Annotated in this window: 26 protein-coding genes; 14 read left to right on the plus strand and 12 right to left on the minus strand. The window is 71.4% G+C overall.

Annotated features, from left to right (window positions below):
- The first annotated feature begins 63 nt into the window (after window positions 1-63).
- Window positions 64-1,083, plus strand: a complete 1,020-nt coding sequence (locus AC27L3_RS19735; protein ID WP_487235366.1) for a C40 family peptidase — start codon at window positions 64-66, stop codon at window positions 1,081-1,083.
- A 206-nt stretch (window positions 1,084-1,289) separates the two neighbouring features.
- Window positions 1,290-2,042 carry a phosphatase PAP2 family protein gene (locus AC27L3_RS19740; protein WP_487235367.1) on the plus strand — a complete coding sequence of 251 codons (753 nt, stop codon included), beginning with the start codon at window positions 1,290-1,292 and terminating at the stop codon, window positions 2,040-2,042.
- Between the two features lie 6 nt (window positions 2,043-2,048).
- Here AC27L3_RS19740 and AC27L3_RS19745 read toward each other — a convergent pair whose 3' ends face one another.
- Window positions 2,049-2,216 (minus strand): hypothetical protein, encoded by a 168-nt coding sequence (locus tag AC27L3_RS19745; RefSeq protein ID WP_487235368.1) that lies wholly within the window; start codon window positions 2,214-2,216, stop codon window positions 2,049-2,051.
- A gap of 88 nt (window positions 2,217-2,304) precedes the next feature.
- Between AC27L3_RS19745 and AC27L3_RS19750 the strand changes: the two genes are divergently transcribed.
- A complete protein-coding gene (locus AC27L3_RS19750) occupies window positions 2,305-3,240 on the plus strand; it encodes an SCO4651 family lipoprotein (protein WP_487235369.1) in 936 nt (311 codons plus the stop codon).
- 113 nt (window positions 3,241-3,353) lie between these two features.
- On the plus strand, window positions 3,354-3,548 hold the full coding sequence (locus tag AC27L3_RS19755) for a hypothetical protein (RefSeq protein ID WP_365967297.1): 195 nt from the start codon (window positions 3,354-3,356) through the stop codon (window positions 3,546-3,548).
- A 48-nt stretch (window positions 3,549-3,596) separates the two neighbouring features.
- Here AC27L3_RS19755 and AC27L3_RS19760 read toward each other — a convergent pair whose 3' ends face one another.
- Window positions 3,597-3,971 carry a metal-sensitive transcriptional regulator gene (locus AC27L3_RS19760; RefSeq protein WP_487235370.1) on the minus strand — a complete coding sequence of 125 codons (375 nt, stop codon included), beginning with the start codon at window positions 3,969-3,971 and terminating at the stop codon, window positions 3,597-3,599.
- Window positions 3,972-4,236: 265 nt separating this feature from the next.
- Here AC27L3_RS19760 and AC27L3_RS19765 point away from each other — a divergent pair, with 265 nt between their 5' ends.
- A complete protein-coding gene (locus AC27L3_RS19765) occupies window positions 4,237-4,857 on the plus strand; it encodes a DUF47 domain-containing protein (protein WP_344432471.1) in 621 nt (206 codons plus the stop codon).
- A gap of 6 nt (window positions 4,858-4,863) precedes the next feature.
- Complete coding sequence (locus tag AC27L3_RS19770; RefSeq protein WP_487235371.1) at window positions 4,864-5,862, plus strand: inorganic phosphate transporter; 999 nt, start codon at window positions 4,864-4,866, stop codon at window positions 5,860-5,862.
- 114 nt (window positions 5,863-5,976) lie between these two features.
- Here the strand turns inward: AC27L3_RS19770 and pstB are convergent, their stop codons facing one another.
- From pstB to pstS, 4 genes are all read right to left on the minus strand, one after another.
- Window positions 5,977-6,756 (minus strand): phosphate ABC transporter ATP-binding protein PstB, encoded by a 780-nt coding sequence (pstB, locus tag AC27L3_RS19775; protein WP_487235372.1) that lies wholly within the window; start codon window positions 6,754-6,756, stop codon window positions 5,977-5,979.
- A gap of 34 nt (window positions 6,757-6,790) precedes the next feature.
- Entirely contained in the window at window positions 6,791-7,876 is a 1,086-nt protein-coding gene (gene pstA / locus AC27L3_RS19780; protein WP_487235373.1) for a phosphate ABC transporter permease PstA, read from the minus strand.
- Entirely contained in the window at window positions 7,873-8,847 is a 975-nt protein-coding gene (pstC, locus tag AC27L3_RS19785) for a phosphate ABC transporter permease subunit PstC (RefSeq protein ID WP_487235374.1), read from the minus strand. Before pstC ends, pstA begins: the two co-directional genes overlap by 4 nt.
- Before the next feature lie 176 nt (window positions 8,848-9,023).
- Window positions 9,024-10,157: a phosphate ABC transporter substrate-binding protein PstS gene (gene pstS / locus AC27L3_RS19790; RefSeq protein WP_487235375.1), complete on the minus strand. Its 1,134-nt coding sequence runs from the start codon at window positions 10,155-10,157 to the stop codon at window positions 9,024-9,026.
- A gap of 477 nt (window positions 10,158-10,634) precedes the next feature.
- Here pstS and AC27L3_RS19795 point away from each other — a divergent pair, with 477 nt between their 5' ends.
- Together AC27L3_RS19795 and AC27L3_RS19800 are read left to right on the plus strand one after the other, a co-directional pair.
- Window positions 10,635-11,705, plus strand: a complete 1,071-nt coding sequence (locus AC27L3_RS19795; protein ID WP_487235376.1) for a C40 family peptidase — start codon at window positions 10,635-10,637, stop codon at window positions 11,703-11,705.
- Window positions 11,706-11,968: 263 nt separating this feature from the next.
- A complete protein-coding gene (locus AC27L3_RS19800; protein ID WP_487235377.1) occupies window positions 11,969-13,261 on the plus strand; it encodes a PP2C family protein-serine/threonine phosphatase in 1,293 nt (430 codons plus the stop codon).
- A gap of 45 nt (window positions 13,262-13,306) precedes the next feature.
- Here the strand turns inward: AC27L3_RS19800 and AC27L3_RS19805 are convergent, their stop codons facing one another.
- The 4 genes from AC27L3_RS19805 to AC27L3_RS19820 all read right to left on the minus strand — a co-directional run bounded on the left by AC27L3_RS19805 (window position 13,307) and on the right by AC27L3_RS19820 (window position 15,822).
- Window positions 13,307-13,648, minus strand: a complete 342-nt coding sequence (locus AC27L3_RS19805; protein WP_487235378.1) for a DUF2516 family protein — start codon at window positions 13,646-13,648, stop codon at window positions 13,307-13,309.
- 128 nt (window positions 13,649-13,776) lie between these two features.
- The gene (locus AC27L3_RS19810) at window positions 13,777-14,409 is read right to left on the minus strand and encodes a hypothetical protein (RefSeq protein ID WP_487235379.1); all 633 of its coding nucleotides are present in this window, start codon (window positions 14,407-14,409) and stop codon (window positions 13,777-13,779) included.
- Window positions 14,410-14,427: 18 nt separating this feature from the next.
- Complete coding sequence (locus AC27L3_RS19815; RefSeq protein ID WP_344432484.1) at window positions 14,428-14,838, minus strand: helix-turn-helix domain-containing protein; 411 nt, start codon at window positions 14,836-14,838, stop codon at window positions 14,428-14,430.
- 141 nt (window positions 14,839-14,979) lie between these two features.
- Window positions 14,980-15,822, minus strand: a complete 843-nt coding sequence (locus tag AC27L3_RS19820) for an SDR family oxidoreductase (protein ID WP_487235380.1) — start codon at window positions 15,820-15,822, stop codon at window positions 14,980-14,982.
- 245 nt (window positions 15,823-16,067) lie between these two features.
- Between AC27L3_RS19820 and AC27L3_RS19825 the strand changes: the two genes are divergently transcribed.
- The 3 genes from AC27L3_RS19825 (at window position 16,068) to AC27L3_RS19835 (ending at window position 18,450) form a co-directional block, all read left to right on the plus strand.
- Window positions 16,068-16,523 carry a carboxymuconolactone decarboxylase family protein gene (locus AC27L3_RS19825; RefSeq protein WP_487235501.1) on the plus strand — a complete coding sequence of 152 codons (456 nt, stop codon included), beginning with the start codon at window positions 16,068-16,070 and terminating at the stop codon, window positions 16,521-16,523.
- 9 nt (window positions 16,524-16,532) lie between these two features.
- Window positions 16,533-17,435 carry an RNA polymerase sigma factor SigJ gene (gene sigJ / locus AC27L3_RS19830; RefSeq protein WP_487235381.1) on the plus strand — a complete coding sequence of 301 codons (903 nt, stop codon included), beginning with the start codon at window positions 16,533-16,535 and terminating at the stop codon, window positions 17,433-17,435.
- 283 nt (window positions 17,436-17,718) lie between these two features.
- Window positions 17,719-18,450, plus strand: a complete 732-nt coding sequence (locus AC27L3_RS19835; RefSeq protein ID WP_487235382.1) for a transglycosylase SLT domain-containing protein — start codon at window positions 17,719-17,721, stop codon at window positions 18,448-18,450.
- Between the two features lie 80 nt (window positions 18,451-18,530).
- Here the strand turns inward: AC27L3_RS19835 and AC27L3_RS19840 are convergent, their stop codons facing one another.
- On the minus strand, window positions 18,531-19,424 hold the full coding sequence (locus AC27L3_RS19840) for an ALF repeat-containing protein (protein WP_487235383.1): 894 nt from the start codon (window positions 19,422-19,424) through the stop codon (window positions 18,531-18,533).
- A gap of 104 nt (window positions 19,425-19,528) precedes the next feature.
- On the opposite strand from AC27L3_RS19840, the gene AC27L3_RS19845 reads away from it, so the two are divergent.
- From AC27L3_RS19845 to AC27L3_RS19855, 3 genes are all read left to right on the plus strand, one after another.
- Window positions 19,529-19,942, plus strand: coding sequence for a helix-turn-helix domain-containing protein (locus tag AC27L3_RS19845; protein WP_487235502.1), 414 nt, complete (start codon window positions 19,529-19,531; stop codon window positions 19,940-19,942).
- A gap of 34 nt (window positions 19,943-19,976) precedes the next feature.
- Window positions 19,977-20,387, plus strand: a complete 411-nt coding sequence (locus AC27L3_RS19850) for a VOC family protein (RefSeq protein WP_487235384.1) — start codon at window positions 19,977-19,979, stop codon at window positions 20,385-20,387.
- Window positions 20,388-20,467: 80 nt separating this feature from the next.
- Window positions 20,468-21,274 (plus strand): GNAT family N-acetyltransferase, encoded by an 807-nt coding sequence (locus tag AC27L3_RS19855; protein WP_487235503.1) that lies wholly within the window; start codon window positions 20,468-20,470, stop codon window positions 21,272-21,274.
- Between the two features lie 122 nt (window positions 21,275-21,396).
- On the opposite strand, the gene AC27L3_RS19860 is transcribed toward AC27L3_RS19855, so the two are convergent.
- Window positions 21,397-22,038: an NADPH-dependent FMN reductase gene (locus AC27L3_RS19860; RefSeq protein ID WP_487235385.1), complete on the minus strand. Its 642-nt coding sequence runs from the start codon at window positions 22,036-22,038 to the stop codon at window positions 21,397-21,399.
- Window positions 22,039-22,177 lie beyond the last annotated feature (139 nt).

Genomic DNA, 22,177 nt, shown 5'->3' on the forward strand with positions numbered 1-22,177 from the left:
CAGACTCGCACGGGATTACGGAAACGGCGGCGTAAGTCGCCTGCCTTGGGGGAAGGTTGACGCGTGCGGAAGCTCTGGATGGGCGTGGGTCTGGGCATCGCGATGTGCCTGAGCTTCATCGGGCTGCTCGTGATCGGTGTGTACGTGACCGCCGGAAACATCCTCGGCGGCGGGAGAGGCACGGTCGGGCTCGCGAAGGGTGCCGTTCCCGACCAGTATCAGGCGCTGGTGGCGCAGTGGGGCAACCTGTGCCCGGCGCTGAATCCTGCGGTGCTCGCCGCGCAGCTGTACACGGAGAGCAACTGGGATCCGACGGCCAGGAGCCCCGCCGCGGCCATGGGCATAGCGCAGTTCATCCCGGAGACCTGGGCCACCCAGGGGCTCGACGCCAATCACGACGGCAAGCGCGACGTGTGGGATCCGGCCGATGCGATCCCGTCGGCCGCCGCGTACGACTGCGAGCTGGCGAAGGACGTCAAGGGCGTGGCCGGTGATGTCACGGACAACATGCTCGCGGCCTACAACGCCGGCCCGTATCGCGTCATCAAGGCCGGCGGCGTGCCCGCGATCAGTGAGACCCAGGGGTACGTGAAGTCCATCCGCAGTCTGGAGAAGAGCTTCGCGCGTCCCGTCGGCAGGGTGGCGCCCTCGCAGCAGGCGGCCGGGGCGATCTATTACGCGCAGGAGAAGCTGGGCACGCCGTATCTGTGGGGTGGGGACGGGACGAAGGAGGACGGGGGGCGGTTCGACTGTTCGGGGTTGACCAAGGCCGCCTACGCCTCCGTCGGTATCGAGCTGCCGCGGGTGGCGAACGATCAGTGGAACGCCGGGCCGCATCCGAAGCGGGACGAGCTGCTGCCGGGCGATCTCGTCTTCTTCGCGCACGACCTGAAGGATCCGCGCAGCATCCATCACGTGGGGCTGTACGTGGGAGGCGGGTACATGATTCACGCGCCGCGTACGGGGGCCGTGATCCGGTTCGAGAAGATCGATGCGCAGCCGGACTACATCGGGGCGACGCGGGTCACGGCGGACGGTGCCAAGGCGCTGCCCGTGGGTACGGGGTCGAGGCGGCCCGCATGAGGTGACGGGGTGTGAAGCCCGGGCCTGAGCTGGGGTGATGGGTCACCCTTCGATAACAGCCAGGTGATCATTGGGTGGAGACTGGAACGGTCCGACGGAGCCGGGCGTTCCATGGGAGTGGGTAAGCAGCGCCGCGAGCTGCGGCGCACGGACCACGGGGGTCGGCAGCTGGGCGTAGTGACAGGCGACAGATAGGGGCCGGGGCGATGGCTGGACTCGCGGCGGGAGACTCCATGCCGGTGGCCGGGGGAGAGACCAATCCCGACGTCGGCCTGCTCTACGACGTCAACGGCATGGCGAAGAGTGCCCCGCACTGGGTGGATCGCGTCATGGAGTTCGTCGGCGAGTACGGCATCGTCCTGGGGTTCGCCGTGCTGATGTTGTTCGCCTGGTGGAACGTCCGCCGGAAGGAGGACGCGCCCTGCGGGACGGCGGCCCTGCTGTGGTCCCCGCTGGCGGCCGGTATCGCGCTGCTGATCAACATCCCCATCCGCGGTTTCGTGCGCCGGCCCAGACCCTTCCTGGAGCACCAGGGCCTGGACGTTCTCGTCCAAGGCAAGACGGACTACTCCTTCGTCAGCGATCACGCCACGCTCACCATGGCGCTGGGCGTGGGCCTGTTCGTGGCCAACCGCAAGTACGGGGCCATCGGGATCGGTCTCGCGCTGCTCGAAGGCTTCAGCCGTGTCTACCTGGGCGTGCACTACCCCACTGATGTCATCGGCGGCTTCGCCCTGGGCACCGCGGTCGCCCTGCTGCTCGCCCCGCTGGCCATGATGCTGCTCACCCCCTTGACGCGGAAGATCTCGGGGACGCGCGCCGCCTGGCTCGTACGGTCGTCCGATGCGCCGGAGCCGTCGAAGGCGTCGGGGCCCGTGGCGCCCGCACCGGCGGGGCCGGCGGACGCGGCGCTGTCCGGCCGGCAGCCGCTGCGGCACGACCGGGATCTGGCGGCCTGAGGGCTTTCACCCGGTCGACGAGGTCAGGTGCTTCTCGGCGTCCTCGCGGGCGAGTGAGCGGGCCCTGCGGGCCGGGCCGTACCAGCCGCACGAGCAGCGGGCCGTGCAGAAGGAGCCGCGCTCGGTGGTCGTCGTCTGGTGTGCGCAGGACTGCGTGGCAACGGGATCTGACACGCCACCACGCTACCGGGCCGTGACGGCGGGCCGGGACGCGTCGTTGAGAGTGCGGGTTCCACCAGCGTGCGGCAGGGGGCTTACGGCCATGGCGGTGCAGTGGCACAGACGCAGAGGCGCGACCCTCGCCACCACGGTGGCGGGCGGTCTCGTCCTCGGCATGCTGGCCGTGTCCGGCTGCGGGGAGCAGGAGTCCGAGGCCGAGGGGCAGGACGGCAGGCCCGCCCGGGGCGGTGCGGCCGGCGAGGTGCGCCAGGCCCAGCTGGCCGGTCCCGCGGTGGTCGATCCCGCCCGTGCGCTGGCGGTGGTGCGGCACGTGCCGTGGACGCTGGCCGGTGCGGGCGGGGCGAAGGTGCGGACGTCCATGGAGACGGTCAGTGGCGGCACGCGGCTGACGATCCGGGGCCGGGGTGTCTACGACTTCATCCGGCCGGTGGGCCGGCTGGCGGTGGTGCTGCCCGAGGGGGCGGCCGGGTCGGCCGGGCACCGGCCGATCACGGAGGTCTTCACGCCGGGCGCGCTGTACATGAAGAACCGCGGCGCCGGGGTGCCGGACGGCAAGTGGGTGCGTCTGGAGACGGGCTCCCTGGCCGACGGCGATCTGCTGACGAGCGGGGCGACCGACCCCCTGGCGGCGGCGGAGCTGCTGGGAGGGGCGCGCGAGGTGGCGTACGCGGGGCAGGAGCGGCTCCACGGGGCGCGCGTGGCGCACTACTGGGGCACGGTGGACCTCTCCCGGGCGGCGCGCTCCGCGCCGGCGCGGGACCGGGCGGCGCTGGCGGCCGCGGCGAAAGGGTTCTCCACAGGGACGGTGGCGTTCGACGCCTATCTGGACGACCGGGGGCGGCCGCGGCTGCTGCGCTACCGGTTCGGCGAGCGCTCGGCGGCGGGGCCGGCCGGCGGCGGGGAGCCCATGACGGTGGTGTCCTCGGTGGAGCTGTTCGCCTTCGGCCTCCGGCCGGACATCGACCTTCCCGCGGCCGGGGAAATCTATGCGGGCACCGTCGCTTCGCCGCAGAAATAGCGCACGCGGGCGTAGTTGGCCATGGAAATGGTCCTTCTGTGCCATGCGCGGAGTCTGTACCGATCACTACGCTGGAGCAGTGACCTGAAGGCCGTCGCGAGGAGGTGAATCACGTGGTTCCGCGGCGCGGTTCGTCCGGTGGGCCGGATCCCGTGGCCCTCGTCGAGATCGATCTCTACGGGGATTTGATGATCGCCGCGTCCAGCGCGGCGGAGGAGCGCCTCAGCACCGATCGCATCGACGAGGTGCTGAGGGTGGTGCCGCAGCGTGCGCGGGAGTCGGCGCCCGATGCGGACGGAGGCGAGTGAGGCCCGGCCGGTGACATCCGCCCCGGGTGCCCGGCGCGTGCCCCGCGCTCAGGTCCGCAGCAGGCGGGCGATGGCGGCGGTGGCCTCGGCGACCTTGGCGTCGGCCTCCGCCCCGCCCTCGCGGGCGGCCTGGGCGACGCAGTGACGCAGGTGCTCCTCCAGGAGCTGCAGGGCGAAGGACTGCAGCGCCTTCGTGCCCGCCGACACCTGGGTGAGTATGTCGATGCAGTAGACGTCCTCCTCGACCATGCGCTGCAGGCCGCGGATCTGTCCCTCGATCCTGCGCAGTCGCTTGAGGTGCTGGTCCTTCTGCTTGCTGTAACCGTGCGGCCCGGGCACGGCCGTGCCGGCCTGCGGAAGGTCCTCACCGTGGCAGGAGGCGGCCCCAGTGGCGCTGGTCACTGCGGGGTCCGTGGTCGTCATGGCGTCCTCCGTCGTCCTGCCGGTGCGTCCGTGCTGGTCATCAGCGGCTTTCCGGGGCCGGCCGGACCTGCCGGGGACCCCTCGGCCGCAGCCGTACGGCATACCCCGGCCGGGTATATCTTACCGAAAAAAGCCCTCCGGAGCCCGCACCGCTTTGCCGAGCACTCTGCCCGATGGGCGACACTGAGGGAATGCCAGTTAGCTGTGGCTGGATGATGCGCCTAGCATCAACGAGACCGAATCCGCTGCACCCCGAGGATCCCACGTGCGTTTTCGTCTGACCCCCAGGGAGACGAGCTTCTACGACATGTTCGCCGCCTCTGCGGACAACATCGTCACGGGCTCCAAGCTCCTGATGGAACTGCTCGGAGCGGACAGCTCCGCCCGGGCCGAGATCGCCGAGCGGATGCGGGCAGCGGAGCACGCGGGGGACGACGCGACGCACGCGATCTTCCACCAGCTGAACTCCTCCTTCATCACGCCGTTCGACCGTGAGGACATCTACGCCCTCGCCGGCTCGCTCGACGACATCATGGACTTCATGGAGGAGGCCGTCGACCTGGTCGTCCTCTACCAGATCGAGGAACTGCCCAAGGGCGTCGAGCAGCAGATCGAGGTCCTCGCCCGGGCGGCGGAGCTGACCGCCGAGGCGATGCCGAATCTGCGGACCATGACGAACCTGACCGAGTACTGGATCGAGGTCAACCGCCTCGAGAACCAGGCCGACCAGATTCACCGCAAGCTGCTCGCGCACCTCTTCAACGGCAAGTACGACGCCATCGAGGTGCTCAAGCTCAAGCAGATCGTCGACGTGCTGGAGGAGGCCGCCGACGCGTTCGAGCACGTGGCGAACACGGTCGAGACCATCGCGGTCAAGGAGTCCTGACCCCCGGTGGACACGTTCGCACTCGTCGTGACCATCGGGGTCGCGCTCGGATTCACGTACACGAATGGCTTCCACGACTCCGCGAACGCCATCGCGACCTCGGTCTCGACGCGGGCGCTGACCCCGCGCGCGGCCCTGGCGATGGCGGCGGTGATGAACCTCGCCGGTGCCTTCCTCGGCAGCGGCGTCGCCAAGACCGTCAGTGAAGGGCTGATCGAGACGCCGACGGGCGACAAGGGGATGGGCATCCTCTTCGCCGCACTGGTCGGCGCGATCGCCTGGAACCTGATCACCTGGTACTTCGGCCTGCCCTCGTCCTCCTCGCACGCCCTGTTCGGCGGCATGGTGGGCGCGGCGCTGGCGGGCGGCACGGCCGTCATCTGGTCGGGCGTGATCGAGAAGATCGTCATCCCGATGTTCCTCTCGCCCCTGGTCGGCCTGCTCCTCGGCTATCTGGTGATGGTCGTGATCCTCTGGATGTTCCGGAAGGCCAACCCGCACAAGGCGAAGCGCGGCTTCCGGATCGCCCAGACGGTCTCCGCCGCCGGCATGGCGCTCGGCCACGGTCTGCAGGACGCCCAGAAGACCATGGGCATCGTGGTGATGGCCCTGGTCATCGGCGACGTGCAGAACAAGGGCGACGCCATCCCGATCTGGGTGAAGATCGCCTGCGCGCTCATGCTGTCGCTGGGCACCTACGCCGGTGGCTGGCGCATCATGCGCACCCTCGGCCGCAAGATCATCGAGCTGGACCCGCCGCAGGGCTTCGCGGCGGAGACGACCGGCGCGTCGGTCATGTTCACCACGGCGTTCCTGTTCAAGGCGCCGATCTCCACGACGCACGTGATCACCTCGGCGATCATGGGCGTGGGCGCGACCAAGCGGGTCAACGCCGTGCGCTGGGGCGTCGCCAAGAACATCATCCTCGGCTGGTTCATCACCATGCCGGCGGCGGCCGCCGTGGCCGCGCTGTGCTACTGGCTGGTGCGCCTGGCCTTCGGCTGAGCGGACAGCCGCCCGCTCGGTGACGACAACGGGCCCGGCCCCCTGGTACGAGCAGGGGGCCGGGCCCTTTGCCTTGCGGCGGCACCGCCGAGCAGCGCCGCAAGGCGGTCGGTGTCAGCCGAAGCGGCCGGAGATGTAGTCCTCGGTGGCCTGGACGGAGGGGTTGGAGAAGATCCGGGCCGTGTCGTCGATCTCGACGAGCTTGCCCGGCTGGCCCACGCCCGCCAGGTTGAAGAAGGCGGTGCGGTCGGAGACGCGGGCCGCCTGCTGCATGTTGTGGGTCACGATGACGATCGTGAAGCGCTCCTTCAGCTCCCCGATCAGGTCCTCGATGGCGAGGGTGGAGATCGGGTCGAGGGCCGAGCAGGGCTCGTCCATCAGGAGCACCTGCGGCTCGACGGCGATGGCCCGGGCGATGCACAGCCGCTGCTGCTGGCCGCCGGACAGGCCCGCGCCGGGCTTGTTCAGGCGGTCCTTGACCTCCTTCCAGAGGTTGGCGCCCTGCAGCGACTTCTCGACGACGTCGTCGAGGTCGGCCTTGCGCAGGCGCCCGCCGTTCAGGCGCACGCCGGCGACGACGTTCTCGTAGATGGACATGGTCGGGAACGGGTTGGGCCGCTGGAAGACCATGCCGACCGTGCGGCGGACGGAGACGGGGTCCACGCCGGTGCCGTAGAGGTTCTCGTCGTCCAGCATCACCTTGCCCTCGACGCGGCCGCCCGGGGTGACCTCGTGCATGCGGTTGAGGGTGCGCAGGAAGGTGGACTTGCCGCAGCCGGAGGGGCCGATGAAGGCCGTCACCGAGCGGGGCTCGACGGTCATCGAGATGTCCTCGATGGCCTTGTGGGTGCCGTAGTAGGCGGTCAGGCCGCTGACGTCGATTCGCTTGGCCATGGGGATCACTACTTCTTTCGGGGAATCAACCGCGTCAGCGGCTCTTGGGGGCCTTCCAGCGGGCGATGCCGCGGGCCACCAGGTTGAGGATCATGACGAAGGCGATGAGGACGAGGGCCGCCGCCCACGCGCGGTCGTAGCTGGCCGCGTTGCCCGCCGCCCACTGCTCGTAGATGTAGTACGGCAGGGAGGACTGGGCGCCTTCGAAGGGGTTGTTGTTGATCAGCTGGGAGCCGAAGACCAGCAGGACGATCGGGGCGGACTCGCCGGCGATGCGGGCGACCGCGAGCATCAGGCCGGTGGCGATGCCGCCGATGGCGGTGGGCAGGACGACCTTGAGGATCGTGCGCCACTTCGGCACGCCGAGGGCGAGCGAGGCCTCGCGCAGCTCGTTCGGGACGAGCTTGAGCATCTCCTCGGTGGACCGGACGACCACCGGCATCATCAGGATCGCCAGGGCCATCGCCCCGGCGAAGCCGGAGTAGCCGTTGTCCAGCATCAGGATCCAGAAGCTGAGGACGAACAGGCCGGCGACGATCGAGGGGATGCCGGTCATGACGTCGACGAAGAACGTCACCGCCTTGGCGAGCCGGCCGCGCCCGTACTCCACCAGGTAGACGGCCGTCAGCAGGCCGATGGGGGCCGCGATGGCGGTGGCGATGCCGACCTGCTCCAGGGTGCCGATGATGGCGTGGTAGACGCCGCCGCCGGGCTGGATGGTCAGGACGCCGGCCATGGAGTGGGAGAGGAAGGTGCCGTCGAGGACCTTGGTGCCGCGGCCGACGGTCTCCCAGATCAGCGAGACCAGCGGGACGACGGCGACGACGAAGCAGACCCACACCAGGCTGGTGAAGAGGCGGTCCTTCGCCTGGCGCACGCCCTCGACGGCGGTCGCGAGGACGAACGTGGCGGCTATGTAGAGCAGCGCGGCGATCAGACCCCACTGGATGTGGCTGCCGAGCCCGGCCGCGGCGCCGATGCCGCAGGCGACGGCCAGGGAGGCGGCCGCGAGCCCCGCGGGGGCCCAGCGCGGCAGGCGGGGCTGCTGCAGGCGGTAGGAGGGCAGGACGGGGGAGGCGCTGCCGGGGAGGGCGGGCTGGTCCACGATTACCTCGCTCATGCCGTGTACTCCTTGCGCCGCGCGATGATCATCCGGGCCGCACCGTTGACCAGGAGGGTCAGCACGAACAGGACGAGGCCGGAGGCGATCAGGGCGTCCTTGCCCAGCTCACCGGACTCCTTGAAGCTGCTGGCGATGTTCTGCGCGAACGTTCCGCCGCCCGGGTCCAGCAGGCTCTTGCCGATCTCGAAGCTGGGGGAGAGGACGGTGGCGACGGCCATGGTCTCGCCGAGCGCCCGGCCGAGGCCGAGCATCGAGGCGCTGATGACGCCCGAGCGGCCGAAGGGCAGGACGGACATCCGCACGACCTCCCAGCGCGTCGCGCCGAGGGCGAGTGCGGCCTCCTCGTTCATCCGCGGCGTCTGCCGGAAGACCTCGCGGCTGACGCTGGTGACGATCGGCAGGATCATGATCGCCAGCAGGATGCCGATGGTGAACAGCGAGCGGGCGGCGCCGTCGTGGTAGGCGAAGATGCCGGTCCAGCCCAGGTACGTGTCGAGCCAGCCGTACAGCCCGCTCAGGTGCGGCACCAGGAACAGGGCGCCCCACAGGCCGTAGACGATCGACGGCACGGCGGCGAGCAGGTCGACGACGTACGACAGCGGGGCGGCGAGCCGGCGCGGCGCGTAGTGCGAGATGAACAGCGCGATGCCGATGGCCACGGGCACCGCGATGAGCATCGCGATCAGGGAGCTGACCACCGTGCCGAAGGCGAGGACGGCGATGCCGAAGACCGGCGGGGTGGAGTTGGCGCTCCACTCGAAGGTGGTGAAGAAGTTGCCCTTGTTGTGGGAGAGGGCGTTGGTGGCTCGGACGGTGAGGAAGACCGCGATGGCGGCCATGATCACCAGGAGCAGGATCCCGGAGCCCCGGGAGAGGGCCAGGAAGATCCGGTCACCCGGACGGGTGGCGGCCTTGGCCGCCCGGGCGGGGGCGGGTGGGCTGGTGGCGGTGGCTGGGGATATGTCCATGGGGTTCTCCGGTCTGCGAGCCGGCCGCCGCGGTCCGTCCGGGTGAATGCGGACGGACGAGCGGGCGGCGGCGCGGCTCCTGGCGCGGCGGTGCACCGGATGGCGCGGGCGCCCGGTCCCCGGCCTGCTCCGGGCGGGCCCGGGGCGGCTCGGGGCGCGGACGGCCCGCACCGGGGTCAGGAGAGGGTCGCGATGGTGTCGCGGACCTTCTTGGCGATCTCGGCGGGCAGCGGCGCGTAGCCGAGGCCCTTGAGGACCGACTGGCCGTCCTCGCTGGCGATGTAGGTCAGGAAGGACTTGGTGGCCGGCAGCGTCTCGGCCTTGTTGCCCTTGTCGCCCACGATCTCGTAGGTCACCAGGGTGATCGGGTAGGCGCCCTCGGCCTTGGTGGTGTAGTTCAGCTTCAGGGAGAGGTCGGTGCCCGTGCCGACGATCTTCGCCTCGGCGATGGCCTTGGAGGCGTTGTCGGAGGTGGCCTCGACCGGGGCGGCGGCGCCCGTGTTCAGCTTCACCGTCTTGATGTTGTTGGCGGTGGCGTACGACAGCTCGAAGTACGAGATGGCGCCCTTGGTCTGGGCGACCTGCGAGGAGACGCCGGCGGAGCCGTCCGCGGACTGGCCGCCCTTGGCCTTCCACGCCTTGGCGGGGTCGTACGGCCAGGACTTCTCGGCGGCGGCCTTGAGGTACTTGGTGAAGTTGTCGGTGGTGCCCGACTCGTCCGAGCGGTGGAACGCCTGGATCTTCAGGTCCGGGAGCTTGGCGTCCTTGTTGAGCTTGGCGATCGCCGGGTCGTTCCACTTCTCGATCTTCGAGTCGAAGATCTGGGCGAGGGTGTCGGCGTCCAGGACGAGGTTGTCCACGCCCGGGACGTTGTAGCCGATCGCGATGGGGCCGCCGACCATGGGGAGGTTGACGCCCTGGCCGCCCTTGACGACCTCCTTGGACTTGGCCACCTCCTCCGGCTTCAGGGGCGAGTCGGAGCCGGCGAAGGCGGTCTTGCCCTGCAGGAACTCCTGGACGCCCGCGCCCGAGCCGGTGGGCTTGTAGTTGATCTGCGTGTCCTTGCAGGCCGCCATGTAGTTCTTGACCCACAGGTCCATGGCGTTCTTCTGCGCGGACGAGCCCGAGGCCAGCAGCTGCCCCTTGCCCTCGCACTTGATGGAGCCGGCGGCCTGGGTGGAGCCGGCGCCGCCGCCGTTGCCGCCGCCGCTGTTGTCGTCCGAGCCGCACGCCGTGAGCACCAGGGCGCCGGAGACGGCGATGGCGCCGAGGGCGACGGTGCGAAGCCGGTTCTTGCTCTGAAGCTTCACTTTCGGATGTTCCTTCCGGGAGCCGCCGCTTCACGGCGGCGTGCGAGAGGTGGCAGGCGCGACGGTCTGGGCCGCACCCTCTAATCGGCGAAATTAGGCAGATGAGGTGAAGCGGTCGATGGAGCAGAGTGAACGGAGGGTGAACCTCACCCGTCAGGGTGGTGGATCGGCGGAGGGGCCGCTTCCGGTGGTGTGACGGGAGTGGGCTCCCGTGCAGTGTGACGCAGCCCTCTGTTGATTTCTGGCAGCTCATGACACCATCCGAACCTTGCGTGACGGCATGTCGGGTGCGGGGGCGGAGTCGCGGAGGTGTCGGTGGGGTCTCCTGGCGGGCGCAATGGTGGCGAGGGCCGAGGCGCGGATGATGCGAACGGCGCGCACGGCGCGCGCCGGGGCGCAAGAAGCGCGGGGCAAGGGCGTACGAGGCCGGCCGGCGGGCGTGCCACCGGCCGTACGGATGGGCGTACCGCGGGACGCGTGGGCCGGGTGGCCGTGGCCACCGCGCTCGTCTGCGCCGCGGGGCTGGCGGTACTGGCGGTGCCCGGCGTGACCTACGCGGCACCCGTGCCGACCCCCGGGCCCACGACCACGGCAAGCGCCCCCTCCCGGAGCCTCGAAGAGGTGCACAAGGAGGTCGAGGCCCTCTACCGCAAGGCCGAGACCGCCACCGACGCCTACAACGCGGCGGGCGAGCAGCTGCGGCTGCAGGAGAAGTCGGTCGCCGACCTCACCCGGCGGGTCACCGACGCACAACAGAGGCTGGACCGGCTGCGGGCGCAGACCGGCGCCCTGGCCCGCGCCCAGTACCGCAGCGGCGGGCTCGGCCCCGGCACCCGGCTGATGCTCAGCGGCGAGCCGCACACCTTCCTGAGCGGCGCGGCCCTCGCCCGCAGGGGCGAGCAGGCCACCAAGGGGCTGATCGAGCGGCTGACGGCCACGCGGGCCGAGCTCGACCGCTACGCCAAGGCGGCGGAGGAGCGCCGCAAGGCGCTCGACGGCGAGCGGAAGAAGAAGGAAGCCGCCAAGAAGGAGATCGAGGAGCAGCTGGACGCGGCCAAGAAGCTGGAGTCGCAGCTGCAGGAGAAGGAGCGGGACCGGCTGCGGCAGCTGGAGGAGGAGCGGGCGCGCCAGGCGCAGGCCCAGTGGCTGGCTTCCACCGGTAAAGGTCTGATGAACCTACCGGGAGGCAACGCCGCGACCGGGGACGCCAAACGCGCGCTGGATTTCGCCACGGCGCAGATCGGCAAGAACTACGTCTGGGGCGCCGAGGGGCCCGACACCTACGACTGCTCGGGCCTGACCCTCAAGGCGTGGGCGGCCGGTGGCCGGGCGATCCCGCGCACCTCGCAGGAGCAGTGGCGGCAGCTGCCCAAGGTCGACCTGAAGGACATGCGCCCGGGTGACCTGATCATCTACTTCGGCGACGCCAGCCACGTGGGGATGTACGTGGGCGACGGCACGATCGTCCACGCGCCGCGGCCGGGCCGCCAGGTGACGCTGGCCGGGGCGGGCACCATGCCGATCCTCGGGGTCGTCCGGCCGGGCTGAGGGCGCGGCCGGGAGGCCGACGAGCACGGGAGGGGCGTGACGCCTTCGGGCGTGCGCTCCTCCGTTCGAGTGGAGAAGGGCGCCAACTTCCCCATGGACCAAGGCATATGACAGAGGCGGGTGGCTGCGTACCATTCCGTTCGACCGGGCTCTGGCGCTAGGGTCACGTTCGGTACTCGTCCGTGAGGCCGGCAAGGCGGCGAGGCGCCGCGCTTCGGGGGTGGGGTGCCTCCAGCGACTGCTGGGGGAGGAAGGACCTAGTGATGCCCGTGCCCGAGCCGAGGCCGGCAGGACGGCCACCCGCCGCGCCGACCGGTGAGGCCACCGGTGCCGCCGAGGCTGCCGCCGACGCCCCCGAGGCCGCCGACGCCGACGGCGGGCTCACGCTGCTCGTGATCGAGGGCGAGCCCGGCGGATCCCTCGCCGGGCGGCACATGACGGCCGTGAACGGTGCGTCCGAGGGGCCCGTACGCATCCGTACCGCCCGCAACCTCACCGAGGCGGAACGGTTGCTCACCGATGACGTGCAGTGCATCCTCCTCGACCTCGCGCTGCCGCCCGCCGGCCGCACCCCCGGCCGGCCACCGGACGAACTCGCCACCCTGCGACAGGTCCTGAGGCTCGCCCCCGACCACGCCGTCCTCGCCCTCACCGCCGAGGCCGACGCCGAACGGGCGGCGGAAGCCGTACGCGTCGGCGCCCAGGACTACCTCTTCCGCGACGAACTCGACGGACGGGTGCTCAACCGCGCCATCCGCTACGCCGTCGAACGCAAGCGTGCCGACTTCGCCCAGCGGCAGCTCACCGAGAGCCGGTTGCGCGCCCAGGAGAACGCCCGCCTGGAGCGCGGCCTGCTGCCGCACCCCCTGCTGGCCGGATCCGGACTGCGCTTCGCGGCCCGCTACCGCCCCGGACGCAGCCGCGCCCTGCTCGGCGGCGACTTCTACGACAGCGTCCGCACGCCCGACGGCACCGTCCACGCGATGATCGGCGACGTGTGCGGGCACGGCCCGGACGAGGCGGCGCTGGGCGTGGAACTGCGCATAGCGTGGCGGGCCCTGACCCTCGCCGGAGTGTGCGGCGACGAACTGCTCGCCACGCTGCAACAAGTACTTGAGCACGAGCGGGCGCACGACGAGGTCTTCGCGACGCTGTGCACGGTGGACATGGCCCCCGACGGACGCACCGCCTCCCTGTGCCTGGCCGGACACCCCGCGCCCTTGCTCGTCCGCCCCCGGCGGGCGCCGGTCCTGCTGCCGCAGGACTGCGGCGGCCCGGCGCTGGGCCTGCCGGCATCCGCCCGCTGGCCGCACCGGGAGATCCAACTGGGCCCCGCCTGGAGCCTGATGATGTACACCGACGGCCTGATCGAGGGCCGGGTGGGTACCGGGGCGCGGCGCCTGGGGCAGGAGGGGCTGATCGAGCTGGTGAGGCGTCGGGTGAGAGAGGGGCTGCGGGGAGAGGAGCTTCTGGAAGCGACTCTGGCGGAGGTCCGGGCCCTCAACGGCGGCGACTTGACCGACGACGTGGCCGTGATCCTGCTCGACCGGGGGTGAGGGCCGGCGGCCGGGCGGCTCCCGGCGCCCCGCGCGGCTCCCGGATCAGCGGCCGCCGTTGAACGGCCCGTACGGACCGTCCGAGCTCGAACCGCGCCGCCGCGGGCCGCCGCGGCCGGAGACCTGCCGCAGGGCGGGACGCACGTCGACCATGTAGACGATCGTGGCGATCAGGCCGAGGATCGGCAGGAAGCTCATCACGCCGAAGAAGAAGTTCACGGCGCCGGCCAGGCCGAGGATGATCAGCCAGAAGCCCTTGGACTGCTTGTCGGCCGCGCGGTAGGCGTCCTCGCGGTGCACGGCGGCGTCGATGAAGGCGACGATCGTGAAGGCGAGCAGGCCGATCGAGATCCAGGACAGGACCTCGCCGAAGGCTTCCACCAGCATTTCCGCTCACCTCTTGTCCGTGCCTGCGCAGCGTCCTCTGCCACCGTACCGGCTGAACGATCCGGGCACGGCGTGCGTGCCCGGATCATTCGCGCCGTTGTTACGCCGTGTCTCCTGCGCCTCGCTTCTTACGCCTCGTCGCCGTTCTTGGCGTCGGCCTTCTTGGCCGCGGGCTTGCGGGTCGCGGTGGTGGAGCGGCGGGCGGCCGGCTTGGCCTCGGCCCCGGCCTCCTTGGACTCGGCCCCGGCCTCCTTGGACTCGGCGGTGTCCGCGTCCGCGGCCGGAGCCGGAGCGGCCTCCGCCTGCGCGGTCTTGTCGCCCGTGCCCTGCTCGCTGTCGGGCTCGACGGCGACCGCGATCTCGGCGATCTCCTCGGCGGCCTCGCCGCGCCAGGCCTTCACGGCCGTGCGGCCGCGCTCGGCCATCTTCTCGAACGTCTCCCCGGCCTGCGCGGCCGCGGAGACGGCCTGGCCGACGCCCCGCAGAGCGAGGTCCTGGGCGGTCTGCTTGAGCTTCTTGGCGTCGGTGTCGATCGTCCCGACGAACCCGGCGACCTTGGTGGTCACCTGGGTGCCGACCTGCTTGGCCTGCTGGGTCACGCGCTCGCCCAGCGCCTTCGGGTCGGTGCTGCGCAGCTGCTCGATGCGGGCCGGGGCGTCGGCGACCAGCTGTCCCAGCTTCTCCGCGGCGAGGTCCGCGGTGCCGGCGGCGGCGTACACGGTGTCGGTGGCCGCCTTGCGGATGTCCTGTGTGATGGCCATGGCGTGGGATCTCCCGGATCAGCTCGAAGGTTTGCCGTGGTCGGGTGTGCTGTTGTCGTCCGCCCCGGCCGCCTTGTCGGCGGCGAGCGCGTTCTCCTTGCGGAACGCCTCGTAGATCTGGAGCAGCGCCTGCTTCTGCTGCTCGTTGATCGAGGGATCGGCGAGGATCACGCTGCGGACCTCCGCTTCCTCCCGTTCCCGCTCGTCGAGGATCCCGGCCTGCACGTACAGCGTCTCGGCGGAGATCCGCAGCGCCTTGGCCAGCTGCTGCAGGATCTCCGCACTCGGCCGGCGCAGGCCGCGCTCGATCTGGCTGAGGTACGGGTTGGACACTCCGGCGGCATCCGCGAGCTGTCGCAGGGTGAGCTGCGCGTTGCGCCGCTGCTCACGCAGGAACTCGCCGAGGTTGCCGACGTTGAGTGATGCCATGCGGACGATGCTGTCGCACATTGCTAACTTTTGCAAGCAAGCCGCTTGCAAAAGTGTGCTGATCGAGCCACGGCCCGTCGGTTCCGGTGGCGGTCCGATGGCGGCCCGGTGGGCGTCCGGTGGCGGGCCCCGGCGTGCGGGTCAGTGGCGGACGTCGTCGACGTCCGTCGACCAGGCGATCTCCCGCTGGCTCTCCAGGTCCGCCAGGCGGCGGGCGAGAGCGGTGCGGGTCGTCTCGTAGGCGTCGCTGCCGAGGACCAGGCGGAGAGGGGCCGGATCGAGGTCGGCGCAGTCGAGGACGGCGCGGGCCGACTTGGCCGGATCGCTCAGGGGGCGTACGGCGCCGGAGGTCAGGGTGCGGCGCAGCCCGGCCAGGGGAGTCCGCTCGTACGCGGCCAGGGGCGCGGCCCAGTCGGCGGCCGGGGCGTCGGCCTGTTCGATCAGCGTGATCCGGATGCCGAAGGGCGAGACTTCCCCGGCGAGCGAGGCGAAGAAGCCTTCGACGCCGCGCGCGGCGGCCAGGCGCAGGCTCATCAGCGGCAGCGCGTCGTGGCCGCCCGCGCCGGTCGCCTGCAGGATCCGGCCGCCGCCCTGTTCGCGCAGGTGGGGCAGCGCGGCGCGGGCGATCCGGATCGCGCCGAAGAGGTCGGTGTCGAGCTGGTGGCGCAGCTGCGCGTCCGTGACCTCCTCCACCGCTCCGAGCAGGCCGGGTCCGGAGGTGTTCACGACGACGTCGACGCGGCCGAGCGCGGCGAACGCCGCGTCGACCGTGCGGCGCACGGCGTCGGCGTCGGTGACGTCCAGGGCCTGCACCCACAGGCGGTCGCGGGCGTGGGCGGCCACGAGGTCGTCCAGCCCGGACGCGCGGCGGGCGGTGGCCGCCACCCGGTCGCCGCGGGCGAGCAGCAGCTCGGCGACGTGGCGGCCGAGACCGGAGGAGGCGCCGGTGACGAGCCAGGACCTGGCTGTGGCGGTCACGGTCATCACGGCCTTTCCTGCGATCTTCTCGCGGCCTTCCGCGGGCCTGCCTGCTGGGGGCCCGGGGCCGGCCGCGGGGCCCCTTTTCCCAGGGTGTCGGGGCGGTGGCGGGCGCCGCATCCGCCGTGGGCCGGCGGGGTGACGAAGTCCGGCGCGGGAGCCGGTCACATTCGCCGGCCGCGATCCGTCAATCCAGTGACGGGCGGAAAACAGGAGCGCGAGCGAGGGCGAGGGCGGTGGCGATGACGACGCTGCAGGCACGGATGCAGAACCCGGCGGTGGTCATTCCGGAGGCGATGGCGCCGATTCTCGGGGTGCTGAAGGCGGCGAAGAAAGGGGGTGTCGAGGAGCGGACGCTGGAGCTGGTCCACCTGCGCGTGAGCCAGATCAACGGGTGCGGGTACTGCGTCGACGCCGGAGCCGCGAGCGCGAGGAAGGCGGGCGCGGGCGACGAGCAGCTGTTCGCGGTGGCCGCCTGGCGGGACGCGCCGTACTTCAGCGACGCCGAGCGTGCCGCGCTGGCACTTGCGGAGGCGGCCACGCGGCTGGCGGACCGGCCGGATCCGGTGCCGGACGCGGTGTGGCAGGAGGCCGCCGAGTACTACGACGAGCGGCAGCTCGCCTCCATAACGCTGTGGATAGCCCTCAGCAATTTTTTCAACCGTCTCAACGTCACGACCCGGCAGGTCGCCGGAAGGGCCTGGTAGAAACCGATCATGGACGAACGTGATCTTCTCGCGGAACGGTTCGAGGCGAGCCGGGACCACCTGCGCGCGGTGGCCTACCGGATGCTCGGCTCCCTCAGCGAGGCCGAGGACGCCGTGCAGGAGGCGTGGCTGCGGCTGAGCCGTTCCGACTCGGGTGCGATCGAGAACCTGGGCGGATGGCTGACCACGGTCGTCAGCAGAGTGTGCCTGGACATATTGCGCTCCCGCACGGCCCGGGGCGAGGAGCCCATGGGCGTGCACGTGCCCGACCCGGTCGTCAGCCACGTCGGGCACGAGGGCGGGGACGGCACCGACCCGGAGCAGCAGGCGCTGCTGGCCGACTCCGTCGGCCTGGCGCTGCTCGTCGTCCTCGACACGCTGGCACCGGCCGAGCGGCTCGCGTTCGTCCTGCACGACATGTTCGGCGTCCCCTTCGAGGAGATCGCGCCCGTGGTGGAGCGGACGCCGGCCGCGGCCAGACAGCTCGCCAGCCGGGCCCGGCGGCGGGTGCGGGGCGCCGCACCGACGCCGGACGCCGACCTGGCGCTGCAGCGGGAGGTCGTCGACGCCTTCCTCGCCGCGTCGCGCGACGGCGACTTCGACGCGCTCCTCACGGTGCTCGACCCCGACGTGGTGCTGCGCGCGGACGCCGGTGCCGTGGCGGTGGGCGCCGGGGCGTCCAAGCTGGTGCGGGGCGCGGCCGCGGTGGCGGGGCAGGCGCTCACCTTCCGGAAGTTCTCGCACGCCGCACGGCCCGCGCTGGTCAATGGCGCGGTCGGCGTGGTCACGGAGGTGGAGGGTCGCCTGATGGCGGTCATGGGCTTCACGATCGCGGACGGCCGGATCGTCGAAATCGACATCCTCGCCGACCAGGACCGCCTCTTCGCGTATGCGCCCGGTCACGGCAGGTGAGAAAAGGGGGCGCCGGATGTGAGCCCGGGCATAGGGCCTGCGTCACATACGGCCCGGGGCCGTGCTGGGAAAGGCAGAGAATCCGCGGAAAAATGGGAATCGCTTCACTGAATGGGCCGGGGAGGTACGGCGTCATGTAGTACGTCACATCATTGCGCGGGGTTTTCTCCGCCGCTAACAATTGCGGGGTCGCCACGGCGCCGTCGACCGACAAACGGCGCTTCTCTTATGCGCCGTGCAAGGCCGCAGCGACTTTCGCGATTGGAAGAGGTTCAGCTCAGATATGCGCTCCACCCACTCCGGCTATACCCGTCTCACCAAGGTCCACAAGTTCTCCGCCGCCGGCGTCGCCGTGGCCGGTGCCGCCACCCTCGGGTTCGGCCTCGCCTCGCACGCCGTGGCCGCCGACACCGCCTCGGTCAAGCCGGTCGCCTGGAGCGCCCAGTCCTTCGGCGAGACCCAGCAGGAGGAGCTGACCAAGGCCGCCGACGGTGCGGCCGCCCAGGCGAAGACCGACGCCCGGGCCCGCGTCAAGGCCGAGGCCGACGCCGCCGCCAAGGCCAAGGCCGACCGCGAGCGCGCCGCCAAGGAGGCCGCCAGCCGGGCCGAGGCCCGCAAGGCCCTCAAGGCCGCCCCGGCCAAGCCCGCCGAGAAGCCCGCCGCCAAGCCGGCCGCCCCGGCGCCGAAGGTCTACGCGGACAACCTGGACGGCTGGATCCGCCAGTCCCTGGACATCATGAAGGCCAAGGGCATCCCGGGCTCGTACGAGGGCATCAAGCGCAATGTGATGCGTGAGTCCACGGGTAACCCGCATGCGATCAACGACTGGGACGTCAACGCCGTCAACGGTGTCCCGTCGAAGGGTCTGCTGCAGATCATCGACCCGACGTTCAAGGCGTACCACGTCGACGGCACCTCCTGGAACATCTGGGACCCGGTGGCCAACATCGTCGCGTCCTGCAATTACGCGGCCGACAAGTACGGCTCGATGGACAACGTCAATTCCGCTTACTGATCGGCGGTAGGACAAAAGGCGGCGGCACCCCGTGCGGGGTGCCGCCGCCTTTACGTTGTTTCCGAATGCGGTGTTTCCGGTTATCGGCGTTCGGTCGTGCTGCGGCGGCGCCGGGCCACGACGACCATGCCGGCACCCGCCGCCAGGGCGACCGCGGCGCCGGCGGCGGCCCAGGGAACGCCGGAGCCGGTGCCCGTCTCGGCCATCTGCGTGCCACCGGCCGGCGCCGGGGAGGCGGACGCCGGCGCCGGAGCGGGCTTGTCGGTCGCACCCGCCCCGCCGGCCTTCGTCGCGGACGACGGCGACTGCGACGACTGTGACGGCGGTGACGACTGCGTCGGCGGTGCGGTGGGCTCGGCCGACGTACCGGCCTTGGCTCGCTCGGCGCGCTCCTTGGCCGCCTTCTCGGCGGCCTCGTCCTTGGCCCGGGCCTCGTACTGGCCGGTCTCCAGGAAGCGCCGTGCGTCCTGCGGGGTACCGCGCAGCGCCTTCCGGGCGGCTTCCCTCACGGCCGGGCCGCCGCCGCTCATGATCTGGCTGATCCGCAAGCGGTCGTCGATCACGCGGATCTCGTCGCGCCCGGTCGCCAGGAAGCGGGCGCGGTCCTCGGGGCTGCCGTCGAGTGCCTTGTTCGCGGCCTCGCGCACCGCCGGGCCGGTGTCCTTGTCCGACAGGAGCTTGAGGACGGCGAAGCGGTTGTCCTCGTCGCGGGCCTTGTACTGGCCGGTCTCCAGGAAGGCGCGGACGTCCGCCGGGGAGCCGCTGAGCGCCTTGTTCGCGGCCTCGCGCAGCCCACGGCCGATGTTCCTGTCGTTCAGCATCCTCAGGATCGCGGCGCGGTCGTCGTCCAGCGAGCTGCCGGCCACGGAGGATGCCGACGTGCCGCTGCCGGCGGCCACGGCCGGAGCTGCGAGCAGCACGGCCGGTATCAGTGCACCGGCCGTCACCACGGCGGAGAGTCGGGCCAGCTTCACCTGCGTTGCACCTGCTTTTCCTTACAAGGCGTCAAAAAGGGCGTTCGACAGCGTATGCCATTCTTACCTGCGTGAATCGTGCGGTGGAGGACGCCAATCGCCGGATGCTGCGGGCCCGGGACGCCATGGACCGTGCCTACGCGCAGCCCTTGGACGTGCCCGCCCTGGCCCGTATCGCCCATGTCTCCGAGGCGCACTTCAGCCGCACCTTCCGTGCCACGTTCGGCGAGACGCCGCACCGTTATCTGCAACGGCGGCGTGTGGAGCGGGCGATGTGCCTGCTGCGCGAGACGGAGCGCAGCGTCACGGACATCTGCATGGAGGTCGGGTTCTCCAGCCTCGGCACGTTCAGCCGCACCTTCCGCGACATCGTGGGGCAGTCGCCTCGGGAGTACCGCAAGCGGGCGGTGGCCGTGCAGGAGGTCCCCAGCTGCTTCGCCATGGCCTGGCTGCGACCTGCGGAAGTGCGCCCCGTGGCGAGCAGTGCGTCGAGCAGTGCATCGAGCAGTTCCGGATAAGTTTTCGGCCTGCGCGCCGCATACTGTTGGGCACATGTTCAACGCCATTACGCACTCGCAGATGTACGTCCTCGACCAGGACGAGGCCCTCGACTTCTACGTCGGCAAGCTCGGGCTGGAGGTCGTCGCGGACATCGACCTGGGCTTCATGCGCTGGCTGACCGTCGGCGTGCCCGGCGAGCCGGGCCGGGAGGTCCTGCTGGAGATGCCGGGCGGCCCCCGCATGTCCGAGGAGACCGCGGCGCAGGTCCGCGACCTGATCACCAAGGGTGCGATGGCCGGCTGGCTCATCCTCACGACCGACGACTGCCACAAGACCTACGAGGAACTGCTCGCCAAGGGCGTGGAGTTCACGCAGGAGCCGACCGAGCGGCCGTACGGCATCGACTGCGGGCTGCGCGACCCCTTCGGCAACAACATTCGCTTCACCCAGCCGACGGCCTAGCCGTACTGACCCGCGACGCTGCCCCCCCCCGTTAATCCTTTGCCGCCGTGCGTTGCCGGTGCTGCAGTGGCTCCATGGACATCAGTGAAGCCGCTCTGCTTGCGCTCTTCGACCGCGAGATGCGCCGGGACGCCCGGCCCGAGGCGCCCGGGGACCGGGTGGAGCGGGACGGGCCCGTCGTACGGTACGTCGGCGCCGGCGCGCAGGACTGGAACGGCATCGTCTGGTCGGGCCTGGAGGGGGCCGACGAGGACACCGTCGATGCCGTCATCGCGGCGCAGGTGCGGTATTTCACCGCGCTGGAGCGCGGGTTCGAGTGGAAGCTGTACGGCCACGACGGCCCGCCCGGCCTGGCCGGGCGGCTCCGGGCGGCGGGCTTCGTGCCCGAGGAGGAGGAGACGCTGATGGTCGCCGAGACCCCCGTCCACGGCGATCTGCCGGCGCCTCCCTCCCTGCCGCCCGGCGTCCGGCTGGAGCCGGTGACCGACGCCGCGGGCGTACGGCGCGTGGCGGCCGTGCACGAGCTGGCGTTCGGCCACAGCCGCTCGTCCGTCGTGCAGCAGCTGCTGGACGAGCTGGCGGCCGACCCGGCGGCGGTCCCCGCTCTGGTCGCCATGGCCGGCGACGAACCGGTCGGTGCGGCCCGTCTGCAGTTCCACCCGGGCACGAGCTTCGCGAGCCTGTGGTCCGGCGGTACCGTGCCGGCGTGGCGCGGCCGGGGCGTCTACCGGGCGCTGGTCGCCGCCCGGGCCCGTATGGCGGCCGAGCGCGGCTTCCGCTTCCTGCAGGTGGATGCGTTGCCGACGAGCCGGCCGATCCTGCAGCGGCTCGGTTTCGTACCGCTCACGACGACGACGCCGTACGTGTACGGTCCGGCCGTCGCCTAGTGCCCTGGGCGGCGGATGCCGCCGCGTGGGCGCGCCACGGCACCCCGTCTGCGGGCGCGTCGTGGCTTGTCGCGCAGTTCCCCGCGCCCCTGACGGGGCGCCCCGGACCGTCCCGGGCCGCCCTACTTGCCGTAGGGGCGGGCCGCGCGGGCCTCGCGGAGGGAGACGGCCCACCAGGCGAGCTGGTCGAGCATCACCTTCGCCGCGCCGGCGGCCGCCGTGCCGGCCTCCTCGTCGAGGTGGAGGCCCGTCGTGTCCAGGCGGCCCCAGGGGCTGTGGAAGCTGACGGTCTCGCGGATGGTGACGGCGTGGAGCTCGGCGAAGACCGGGCGCAGGTGCTCGACCGCGCGCAGGCCGCCGGACAGGCCGCCGTAGGAGACGAAGGCGACGGGCTTGGCCTGCCACTGGGTGTAGTGCCAGTCGATGAGGTTCTTCAGCGGGGCCGGGTAGCTGTGGTTGTACTCGGGGGTGACGACGATGAAGGCGTCGGCCGCCGCGAGCCGCGGGGTGACGGCCGCGAGGGCGGCGGCGTCGGTCGCGTCCGGTTCCTTCGACAGGTGGCCGGGCAGCGGGTGGTCGGCCAGGTCGATGACGTCGACCTGGACGTCGTCGCGCCCGGCGAGCTGCCGGCCGAGCCAGGCGGCGACGACGGGCCCGAAGCGGCCCTCGCGTGTCGAGGCGACGACGACGGCGAGCCGGTACGGGGCGTCCGGGCGGGGGGCGGCGGGGGTCTCGGCGGCGGTCTCGGCGACGGTGGCGGACATGGCTGCGGGCCTCTTCTCCAGGGCGGGTTGGGGCAGTGGTCTGCCGCGGCCGGCGTCGTGCCGTCCGCTGGAAGAAGCCTCCGACCTCAACCATGCTTGAGGTCAAGTGATCGCCGGGAAAAGGCCCGTTGCCCCGGAG

It is taken from the genome of Streptomyces sp. PKA51, assembly GCF_057552455.1.

Excerpts from the sequence above, each read along its gene's own strand:
- AC27L3_RS19740 (WP_487235367.1), top strand. The coding sequence starts at position 1,290 with ATGGCTGGACTCGCGGCGGGAGACTCCATGCCGGTGGCCGGGGGAGAG.
- AC27L3_RS19750 (WP_487235369.1), top strand. The coding sequence starts at position 2,305 with ATGGCGGTGCAGTGGCACAGACGCAGAGGCGCGACCCTCGCCACCACG.
- AC27L3_RS19760 (WP_487235370.1), bottom strand. The coding sequence starts at position 3,971 with ATGACGACCACGGACCCCGCAGTGACCAGCGCCACTGGGGCCGCCTCC.
- pstB (WP_487235372.1), bottom strand. The coding sequence starts at position 6,756 with ATGGCCAAGCGAATCGACGTCAGCGGCCTGACCGCCTACTACGGCACC.
- pstA (WP_487235373.1), bottom strand. The coding sequence starts at position 7,876 with ATGAGCGAGGTAATCGTGGACCAGCCCGCCCTCCCCGGCAGCGCCTCC.
- pstC (WP_487235374.1), bottom strand. The coding sequence starts at position 8,847 with ATGGACATATCCCCAGCCACCGCCACCAGCCCACCCGCCCCCGCCCGG.
- AC27L3_RS19800 (WP_487235377.1), top strand. The coding sequence starts at position 11,969 with ATGCCCGTGCCCGAGCCGAGGCCGGCAGGACGGCCACCCGCCGCGCCG.
- AC27L3_RS19805 (WP_487235378.1), bottom strand. The coding sequence starts at position 13,648 with ATGCTGGTGGAAGCCTTCGGCGAGGTCCTGTCCTGGATCTCGATCGGC.
- AC27L3_RS19810 (WP_487235379.1), bottom strand. The coding sequence starts at position 14,409 with ATGGCCATCACACAGGACATCCGCAAGGCGGCCACCGACACCGTGTAC.
- AC27L3_RS19815 (WP_344432484.1), bottom strand. The coding sequence starts at position 14,838 with ATGGCATCACTCAACGTCGGCAACCTCGGCGAGTTCCTGCGTGAGCAG.
- AC27L3_RS19820 (WP_487235380.1), bottom strand. The coding sequence starts at position 15,822 with ATGACCGTGACCGCCACAGCCAGGTCCTGGCTCGTCACCGGCGCCTCC.
- sigJ (WP_487235381.1), top strand. The coding sequence starts at position 16,533 with ATGGACGAACGTGATCTTCTCGCGGAACGGTTCGAGGCGAGCCGGGAC.
- AC27L3_RS19835 (WP_487235382.1), top strand. The coding sequence starts at position 17,719 with ATGCGCTCCACCCACTCCGGCTATACCCGTCTCACCAAGGTCCACAAG.
- AC27L3_RS19845 (WP_487235502.1), top strand. The coding sequence starts at position 19,529 with ATGCTGCGGGCCCGGGACGCCATGGACCGTGCCTACGCGCAGCCCTTG.
- AC27L3_RS19850 (WP_487235384.1), top strand. The coding sequence starts at position 19,977 with ATGTTCAACGCCATTACGCACTCGCAGATGTACGTCCTCGACCAGGAC.
- AC27L3_RS19860 (WP_487235385.1), bottom strand. The coding sequence starts at position 22,038 with ATGTCCGCCACCGTCGCCGAGACCGCCGCCGAGACCCCCGCCGCCCCC.